Source organism: Wolbachia endosymbiont of Mansonella perstans (genome assembly GCF_020278605.1).
Lineage (GTDB): Bacteria > Pseudomonadota > Alphaproteobacteria > Rickettsiales > Anaplasmataceae > Wolbachia.
Genome location: NZ_JACZHU010000072.1, coordinates 1 through 5,328 on the forward strand (window position 1 = coordinate 1; position 5,328 = coordinate 5,328).

At 35.5% G+C, this 5,328-nt stretch carries 4 protein-coding genes; 2 read left to right on the forward strand and 2 right to left on the reverse strand.

All coding sequences use genetic code 11. From position 1 onward, the window contains the following. Nucleotides 1-947: transketolase family protein (locus tag IHO13_RS04295; protein WP_225538431.1), on the forward strand; the 947-nt coding region annotated here is incomplete at its 5' end. Nucleotides 948-1,013: 66 nt separating this feature from the next. Here IHO13_RS04295 and IHO13_RS04300 read toward each other — a convergent pair. Together IHO13_RS04300 and IHO13_RS04305 are read right to left on the reverse strand one after the other, a co-directional pair. Next, the gene (locus IHO13_RS04300) at nt 1,014-2,210 is read right to left on the reverse strand and encodes a multidrug effflux MFS transporter (protein ID WP_458695364.1); all 1,197 of its coding nucleotides are present in this window, start codon (nt 2,208-2,210) and stop codon (nt 1,014-1,016) included. A gap of 396 nt (nt 2,211-2,606) precedes the next feature. Further along, entirely contained in the window at nt 2,607-2,804 is a 198-nt protein-coding gene (locus tag IHO13_RS04305; protein WP_225538432.1) for a type II toxin-antitoxin system RelE family toxin, read from the reverse strand. A gap of 615 nt (nt 2,805-3,419) precedes the next feature. On the opposite strand from IHO13_RS04305, the gene ubiE reads away from it, so the two are divergent. Beyond that, on the forward strand, nt 3,420-4,118 hold the full coding sequence (ubiE, locus tag IHO13_RS04310) for a bifunctional demethylmenaquinone methyltransferase/2-methoxy-6-polyprenyl-1,4-benzoquinol methylase UbiE (protein WP_225538433.1): 699 nt from the start codon (nt 3,420-3,422) through the stop codon (nt 4,116-4,118). Nucleotides 4,119-5,328 lie beyond the last annotated feature (1,210 nt).

A 5,328-nucleotide genomic window follows, 5' to 3' on the forward strand; every position in this document is an offset into this window, starting at 1 on the left:
CTCGATCTTCTTTCGGCAGAGTAATGGAACTTTTAACTGAGTCTATGCCAGAATTAATCGGTGGGTCTGCTGACCTTACTGAGTCAAATTGCACTAAATATAAGCACATGCAGGTAATAAACAGCAATGATTATAGTGGTTCTTATATCCACTATGGAGTTAGAGAGCACGCTATGGCAGCTTGTATGAACGGCATGACTCTTCATGGCGGAATTCTTCCTTATGGTGGCACTTTTTTGGTGTTTTCTGATTATTGCCGCCCTGCTATACGTCTTTCAGCCTTGATGAAACAGCAGGTCATATATGTAATGACTCACGACTCAATTGGAGTAGGAGAAGATGGCCCAACTCACCAGCCGATAGAGCATTTAGCCTCTCTTCGTGCTATACCGAATTTGTACGTCTTTAGACCAGCCGATGCAATCGAAACTCTGGAGTGTATTAGTATTGCACTGGAAAAAAAAGAGTCACCAGTACTTTTTGCACTTTCAAGGCAGAATGTAAATTACATGCGCAAATTTCACTTTGATTCTCATCAATCTGCCAACCTATCAAAGTTTGGTGCATATACCCTGTGTGAATATTTAGGAAAGCTAGAAGTGACGATATTTGCAACCGGATCTGAAGTTAAAATTGCAATTGAAGCAAGAAAAAAATTACAGGAAAAAGGTATAGGCACAAGGGTTGTTTCTATGCCATGCTGGAGACTTTTTGACGAGCAAAGTGATGAGTGTAAAGCAGCAATATTAAATAATGACAGTATTAAAGTTGCAATTGAAGCTGGAAGTGAAATGGGTTGGCATAAATATATAGGCTCAAATGGTATATTTGTTGGCATAAAGAGGTTTGGAGAATCAGCACCTTATGAAACACTTTATGAGCATTTTAATATCAGTGCTGATCATGTAGTAAAACGTGTGTGCGAAAAATCGGTTCGCACTCAGTAGACCTTACATAACCATGTGAAATTCCAGTATCTGATGCCAGAAGAAAAGGACCGGCTTACTATATAATCAGTCTTTTGAATATTTTTCAGTATATCTGAGTAGGTAGTATATAAGAACCGCAATTGTAGAGCATATTATTGCTAATAGTAAATTTGATAAAATACCGTAAGAAAAGAATTTACCTACTATATATACTCCGATGGCTCCGAACATCATATTGCAGAATGAGAGGACTGCACTACCAAGTCCTATACTTTTGGTTGTTTCTAACGCAGAGGTTACGTTATTGCTTATTACTAATGCAAGACCTATATTGCTTGGAATCCAAACAGTTTGAAGGACAAACACGTTTAATTTGTCTATGGAGTAAAAATATATCAGCAAACTCTCGGGTATTATTGGCAACATCAAACCTATCATTAACATTTGGCTAACCCCTATTTTTGGTACATATCTTCTGTTAATCAAAGTTCCAATTATGTAAAATATAACTATGATTGATATTAGATAACCGAAATATTGTACTTCAACACCCATAGACTCAAATATGAAAGGGTAGTTAGCAATATACGCCCAAAGCCACATGAAAGTTAACCCATGGATAGCTGCGAACCCAAGGAAACGATGATTTCTAAATATTGATATATACTGTTTGGGAATATTGACCATTACACTAGTTATACTGGTTTCACTTTTACTTATAGTAAGTGTTTCTTGTAATTTAAAGTAAATAAAAACGAGCATAATAATTGCCGCGAGTGATATAATAAAAAACAAAAATTTCCAACTGTACCCACTTGAAATTATATAACTGCCTATCACTGGAGCTATCCCTGGTGAAAGCGCTGCTACCATATTTAACTTTGAAATTACTCTTGAGTATCCACTACCTGAGTATATATCCCTTATTGCTGAATACCCAACTACTCCTGCAACACCAGCCCCTATTCCTTGTATAAAGCGAATGAGTATTAAGAGTACAATACTGTCAGCTATGTAACATGCAATACTTGCCAAAGTAAAAATTGCCATACCGATCAGCATGATTGGACGCCTACCATAATGGTCAGATAGCGGACCATAAATTAACCCGGATATCGCAAATCCAACTAAATTTAAGCTGATTGTAAGTCGTGCCACATGGTTTTCTACTTCAAAATAATGGGCAATACTCGGTAGTGCAACTGAATACAGGTCAGTTGCCATATCGGCAACTGCTACAGATAATATCATGATAAGAGAGATAATATTTTGTATTGCCACTTAATGGATTCGTTGAGCTATAAAAGTTTTATTATAATACATTTTCTTCATTGGTTACATTAATTTAACCAAGTATCGACATCTCCATTTAACATCTTCGAGCTCAATTCTTTCTGCGCCTGGAACGTTGTGCTTCTTGATAAGGCCAAATAGCAATTTCTTCTATCTTACCCTTCCATGATTAGTTGTTTTGCCAACTCTTGAACGGACTCCTTGGTCACCTCAGCTAGTCTAGTAAGCTGATGTGAAGTTTTTGGATAAGTGCTACGTTAATGCCTGAATCTGCCATAAGTTTTGCCAAAGTCTATTACTATAGTTAGTGTACAACATTTTTTTTTAATTTCAATAGAAAATGATCAAGAGAAGGGGCTGTATAGTATATATCTATTGTATAATTTACTTATGTAACTTAATGGAAAAGTGGTTATTGAATATGGTATTGATTATCTTCAAGGCCTCTTTGTAAATAGTGTCTCCATGACCTACTGCAACAATAATTACTGCATGCTCTTCAATATTTACAATATGATAAACACCAACTCCTAGCCTTCTATACCCTTTAAAGTTGTGATATAGTGGTTCACCAAGGTTCAATGAATCTCTTGTAAGCCGATTGTGTATTGCATCTATAATGTTTGGCTGTATTCTTCTCGGAAGGTCCGGAAGATTTTTCTTAAGAACGTTCTTTAAGAAGATAATAGTTTATTCTAATCTAAATCCTCACTTCTAACCATTTCTGCACCTTTAACATCGACCACAAGATAACAAAAACCTTCCATTTCGCGCTCAATTGCTTATTTAAATAGCCTTTCTGCTAGCTTTTGAGCGGGCTACTTAGTAAGCTCGACTAGTTTAGCAAAGTGCTGCAAAGTTTTTTTACTGAAAGCTACATTAGCGTTTGCTATAAGTCTTACAAAAGACTAATATTATAATAATTATATAGTATTTTTTTTAATTTTTCAATAAAAAAAGACGATAGTTTTTTTAGTATTTTGCTGATATACAGGAAGAATTTTCATCTGTTTCAATAAAATTTGAGAATGTACTGAATTGACTTAACTTGTAATAAATGGCACAAAATCGAGTATAATATTGCAAGGCATGATTAAAAATTATGAAGGTATTACAGCAGCAGAATACTGGATATACTTTTATGATAAAAGGCGCTCAACGATTTTACGCAATGCCTAAATAAAAATCGAGAAGGGCATGGATAAATCACAATTAGTTAAAAAGGTGTTCGATTCCGTAGCAAATCGCTACGATGTTATGAATGATATAATGAGCCTAGGAATGCACAGGCTATGGAAGGATAAGATGGTAAATAGTGTGCATTTTACAAAAAACTCCAAGGTTTTGGATATCGCTGGAGGAACTGGAGATATAGCAATAAGAATAGTGAGAAGAGAACCAAGTGCTCAGATCACAATATGTGATATAAATCAAAGTATGCTAAGCAGAGGCCGTGATAAAGCTATAAATGCAAACCAGCTTAGTTTTAATTGGGTGTGTGCAGATGCAGAGAGCTTACCGTTTGAAGATTTCGAATTTGATTACTGCACAGTAGCCTTTGGCATTCGAAACGTTTCTGACCGCAAGAAGGCTTTAAGTGAAGCATATAGGGTATTAAAACCAAATGGGCAGTTTGTCTGCTTGGAGTTTGCCCCTATGCACTATCAAAATGAAATGTTCAGCAAATTTTACGACTTGTATTCATTTAAAGTAATTCCCAAAATTGGTAGCATAGTTGCTAAAGATAAGAGTCCCTATGAATATTTGGTGAAAAGCATCAGAGAGTTTCCAACTCAGGCTGAGTTTAATTTTGAATTTAAAGAAGTGGGCTTCAAGAACGTTGAGTTTCATAATATGAGCTATGGAATAGTGGCATTACATATTGGAACAAAATGAACATTAAACTCTGGTATAGAACACTAGATTATTATCTCGTTATTCTAGTAGTTCTTTTGCTGACCATAAGCTTCGTTCCTATTCATTCGGCAAGTTCCGTAATTGCACAGCGTCTTTCTTTACCGCAAAATTATTATACAGCGCCATATAGTTTATATAGTCCTATCACTGGTTACCTTAGTAGCATTTTCTTTTCTCAATATAAAAACCATACTTAACCTTTCGTTTTTGGATTTTGCTCTGTTTATTATTCTGATGGTAGCTGTGGTAATACTTGACATGGAAGCAAAAGGGACGAAATGATGGTATATATTGTCAAAATTTCAATTCAGCCATCTGAGTTTGTAAAGCCATTTTTTCTGTTGTTATAGCTGGTGTCTTGGCTAGCGGCATGAAGTTTAAAGTTTATATGTCGATTATAATATTTTTGTTGATTTTTACATTGTACTTTTACATCCTGATTTCAGTGTGTCATGCCTCTGACATATTCTTTTACCTGCCGAATGTTTATTGCGTGTACACCACTTTTATACTTTGTATGTATATTAGGAATAGTCATAACTGGAATTGCGACGGCTTACTTGTGTTTTCCACACATAAAGCAAAAGATTTACAATTTTCTCTTTATTTGCACAGCGTGATAATCTTCAAGTTATAAAATTATTGAAAGCATTCAAAAAAGGCCAGTTAACCGGTGTTGGCTCTGGTGAAGTAGCGTCAAAATCTTTCTTCCTGATAGTTATACAGATTTTGTATCTTCTGTTCTAGCAGAAGAATTTGGTTTGGTTATGTGCTTAGCCAAAAAGTGAATTATTCAATCTGCTGGTAATTCTCGGTATTTCAATTCAATTTATCGCACAATTTATAATAAACATAGGGATAACGTTAAGCATTTTCCCACCACTGGTATAACTTTACCATACTGAGCTATGGTGGCTATTTCCTTTTATCTTCAAGCATTGCTCTTAGCATAATGCTGTCTTTTAGTAGAAACCAAGCTCTTACACTAAAATTCTGTAAGCGTATTGCGTTTAGAAATAATATAGACTAGTGGTTAGGGCTGCCCAACCTGAATCGCTTACAACTGCATTAACACTGTGATTCGAACCTACTAGAAGGTTGTCATCCATGTAGCCCTTTTTCCATCACCCCAATATCTCCTTTTCCTGTCATCCAAGTGACTTTTTTTGTCATTCCAGTACTTGATACT